6 protein-coding genes are annotated in these 3,702 nt (G+C 57.5%); 1 reads left to right on the top strand and 5 read right to left on the bottom strand.

Annotated elements, in window-relative coordinates; translation table 11 throughout:
- Positions 1 to 583 (top strand): MobA/MobL family protein (locus tag LOC54_RS11735; protein ID WP_279313975.1); only part of this gene is annotated, 583 nt, incomplete at its 5' end.
- Positions 584 to 612: 29 nt separating this feature from the next.
- Here LOC54_RS11735 and LOC54_RS11730 read toward each other — a convergent pair.
- The 5 genes from LOC54_RS11730 to LOC54_RS11710 all read right to left on the bottom strand — a co-directional run bounded on the left by LOC54_RS11730 (position 613) and on the right by LOC54_RS11710 (position 3,457).
- On the bottom strand, positions 613 to 1,014 hold the full coding sequence (locus tag LOC54_RS11730; protein ID WP_279313974.1) for a YbjN domain-containing protein: 402 nt from the start codon (positions 1,012 to 1,014) through the stop codon (positions 613 to 615).
- A 282-nt stretch (positions 1,015 to 1,296) separates the two neighbouring features.
- Positions 1,297 to 1,743: a DUF29 domain-containing protein gene (locus tag LOC54_RS11725; RefSeq protein WP_279313973.1), complete on the bottom strand. Its 447-nt coding sequence runs from the start codon at positions 1,741 to 1,743 to the stop codon at positions 1,297 to 1,299.
- Entirely contained in the window at positions 1,740 to 2,339 is a 600-nt protein-coding gene (locus LOC54_RS11720; RefSeq protein WP_279313972.1) for a helix-turn-helix domain-containing protein, read from the bottom strand. Before LOC54_RS11720 ends, LOC54_RS11725 begins: the two co-directional genes overlap by 4 nt.
- Before the next feature lie 327 nt (positions 2,340 to 2,666).
- Positions 2,667 to 3,203 (bottom strand): replication protein, encoded by a 537-nt coding sequence (locus LOC54_RS11715; protein WP_279313971.1) that lies wholly within the window; start codon positions 3,201 to 3,203, stop codon positions 2,667 to 2,669.
- Entirely contained in the window at positions 3,200 to 3,457 is a 258-nt protein-coding gene (locus LOC54_RS11710) for a mobilization protein (protein WP_279313976.1), read from the bottom strand. The genes LOC54_RS11715 and LOC54_RS11710 overlap by 4 nt, the downstream gene beginning before the upstream one ends.
- Positions 3,458 to 3,702: the final 245 nt, after the last annotated feature.

The raw sequence follows: 3,702 nt of genomic DNA, 5'->3' as shown, positions 1-3,702 counted from the left end.
GGTTCTGGACGTGGCCAGCACCGCCTCGGCCGAGATCGAGCATATGCGGGGTGTGTGGGCGCGCCAGGTCAACACGGCTCTGGAACGGCACCAGGTCGAACAGCGGGTGGATCACCGGAGCTTCGAGCGTCAGGGGAAAGAACAGGAGCCGACCTGGCATATGGGCGTGTCAGCAACAGCTATGGAGCGTCAGGCGGCCCGTGAGATCCCCGGTCGTGATCCTGTGACGGATCTCGGGAAGCAGAACGCGGAGATCCGTGAGCGGAACCGGGTTCTGGAGACAGCCCGCAAAGCTGTGGAGACGGCGCAGGAGCTGTTCTCGGGCCTTGAGAAACGGGCGCGGCTGGCGGTGGCTCTGGCCCGGAAGATCGGGCAGCGGATGGAACGGGAGAGAGAAGCCGAGATCAGGAGGCAAGAGCGGGTGCGTCAAGCTGAAATCAGGCGCGAGGTGCGGCGACAGGCGGAGTTGCGGGCGGTCGAGGAAGCCCGGAAGGCCGCCGAGCTGGAGCGGCAGAAGCAGCGCCAGCAGGAGACAGAGCGGCCGACGTTCAGGCGGTCACGTGACCGGGGGCCGAGTATGTGAGGGTGTCATGTAATTAACATATAAAACCATCATTTATTAGAAAATAAGGAGTTTGTTTTCCTTAAAATTTCAATAAAAGTTTGAAAATCAGATTCGAACTCTTTTTTTCCATCTTCAGCAAGGTAGTTAACTCTATTATCGCACTCTACAAAACAGGCATTTGTTCCATCATTATATGTGTGTATATATGCTTTAACCCAGCGCCATTTAGAATTAAACTCATTGCAAGATTTTAATGTCGCTTCGTTTGAATTGATCGAAAAACTGCATGAGTATTGAACGCTATAATCGTAAACTGTAATATTTATATTGTATCCATCTGCAGCTGTTAAAATAAAATTCTTGTTTTTATCTTTTATTTTTGCCTTGTATCCAAAATCGTGGAGCCACTCAACTAGAGTACCTTTTTGCATTTCTAGTGATTCTGTCATCTTTGTTGCCCTATATTTTGAATTTAGCGAATCTGATGCTCTCGTTAGAGAGAGCACGTCCATTATTATGAAGCAATGGATGTAAGGGAAACAGAAGCACGTTTATCAGAGGGCAAGGAGGGATCGTCGGAAGTGGGCGGTGGAAGTGCAGCCTTGTGCTGCTGAACGTCTTTTTAGGCACTCCAGCAAGGCGGCGTAGGCTTTGCTGGCGATAGTTTTTGGGATGGGAGCGCTTGTACGGAAACTCGTGCCTGACAGGCTTGTCTGACACGCGGCGAAAGATCAGTGCGAAGTTTCCGGCCAGAAATTTTCATCCATCATCTGCTCGAACGTCCACGGGCAGGTGGACGGAAAGGAGGCTTTCGCTAAGCCTGTTTCTGCATAAGCTTCGCTGCGCGCATCGACGTAAGCATCTTCGATGGCTTCCGGCAGCTTGGCTTTAAGGCTGGGGTTGTCGGCCATATGGCGTGCGATCGCGCGGCGTTGGGTGCCGATGGACACCTCCCATGACGCACCGCGTCGAGCGGGCTGAAATTCCCATTTGAGCATGTGAAGCAGAAGGACGGTCAGGCGGCTGATGAGTTCGCGCTTTTCCGTTTTTCCCATGCTCTCGATTTCCTCCGCGATGTGGTCAATATCGGCCTGCGCCAGCTTTCCGGCGCGCAGAAGTCCGGCCTGTTCATTGGCCCAAGCGTAGAAATCGCGGTCATAAAGGGCTGTCTTGCTCATGTCGCGTCTCCATGGAGAAGTTCGAGCTGCATGGGTGGCCGGGTTTCCGCGGCCTGTGTCTTGCGGACGTCCAGCGAGCCGTTCCATGCCACATGCGGATTGATGAAATACACGGCCACGCCTCGGCCCTGCATTCCTTCAATTTTCCGCCGTTCGCGCCGGATTACGCCCATTTTTTCCAGCGTCCCCATGATGGTGCTGACGTGTTTGGGGGCACAGCCGATTTCTTCGGCGAGCTGGTCACGGTTAAGCAGCACCTCGCCGGTGTCCTGCCGGAGATTGAGCAGCACCAGATCGAAGGCATGGCGAACCTGATGCGGCCGGTCATCGGATGGCAGGGCGCGGATGGCGTCCCAGATCGCGGCGGTCTGCATACGGCTCAACATGGTAAAACCTCCCGGCCAAAGCCCTTCGGTAGTGTCCGGACGCGCGGCCTTCTGAAGTGCGTGGGTGATCTTGGAAAGGGCTATACGCGCCTCTCCCGGCAAATGCTTCAGAAGTTCTTCGGACAGGAGCGAGAGCTGCTCGGCCGCCTGTGCGGCTTCCTCCTGTTCGGATCGCTGCTGCCTTGTGGTGAGGCGCACAATCTGGGCCATGATCCGCTCCTTGTGGAGAACCCGTTTTTAAGTCCCGGAATCCGGGATCAATTAGTCCCGGAATCCGGGACTTAAAACAAGCCTTTTCTTCCGGATTTCTGCGGGGTGTGGCGATCCCTAAGAAAGAGAAAAGAATCTAATCCCCCTGTTGTCCCCCCTTTTTCGGTGGAAAACTGCCATTTCGGGGCAATTCCGGCGCCCTACGGGCGGGCTACGCCGCTCCCGCTCCGCGCTCGCCCGGACCCTGTGACGCCGGCAGAATCGGGCGAGAGAGACTCGCTCAGGAAGCGATGAGGGGACGAGACGGCTTTCCCATCCCGGTGATGGTCAGGGGAGATACCAGCCGGTCACGTTCCCCTTGGCGTCCGCGTTCGGAAAGCACACGGTGCCGCCGTTACGGTGTTCCGTAGTCCAGCCGTCCCCCCTGCACCGGGCCAGCAGGTCGAGGTCGCCCCGTCGATCGAGGCCATAAGCCCGTTGTCCGGCCGGGGTGTTCGCCCAGCTTGCGGCCGCCTGTTCGTCCCGGGCTTTCTGGTATCCTTCCGCGTGCCCGGTATCCCATCCGGCCTTCTGACCGAAGAAATATCCCCCGCCAAACGCCACCAGAACGGTCAGGAAGGCCGTCAGGGCCGCCCAGAGTAGAGATGAACGTATTTTTGTCTGGGCGGCCTGTAGCGCGTTCTGTGAGGCTCCTGTGGCCTGTTTGAGCGCGGTCTGTATTTCGACCGACAGGGCGTGTTCCTGCCGGTTTCGGGCTTCCTGATCGGTCTGGACGGACCGGAGCAGGCGGTTCGTCTCCGCCATTTCGCGGCCGAGCTGGTCGAACGCGGCCAGCCCGTCATCCAGCTCGCGTTCGTCGGTCATGGCTTGTCAGGTTCCGGCTTCCGCCACCCCTCGAACGCCTTGTGGTCATGGTCGCGGGAGATGCGGTTCATCAGTTCGTCGATCACCCGGCCGAATTGTTCATCCTTCCCGGCTGCGTCGATCAGTAGCCCCCCGAGAATGACCTTGCGCCGGGTGTCCTTCTTGCGTTCCTCGGCGTTCTGTCTGGCGAGCAAAGCCTGATACCGGGCCTTGGCCTGCTCGACCTGTTGTTTGGCGCGTTCGATTGGCGTCAGTTCCGGCATGGCATTTTCCTTTTCCGGATGCCCTGTTTCCAGACCATTCTTGCCTCTCGCGGGAGGCGAAACAACCCTTGCGACAAAGGAGTAAAGGGCGCACTTTAGCATTGTTCCAATGCGTGCGTCAGGGCCGTTCCTTCCCTGAACCCTTCCTGAACGGAGCGCGTCGTGGCGATCTACCACCTGTCCGTCAAATCCATCTCGCGCTCGGCCGGTCGCAGCGTCGTGGCTGCTGCTGCCTA

Origin of the sequence: Acetobacter sp. AN02, from assembly GCF_029759835.1 — a bacterium.
Taxonomy (GTDB): domain Bacteria; phylum Pseudomonadota; class Alphaproteobacteria; order Acetobacterales; family Acetobacteraceae; genus Acetobacter.
Note: the sequence above shows the minus strand (reverse complement) of the source record. Positions and strands in the feature narration are given on the sequence as shown.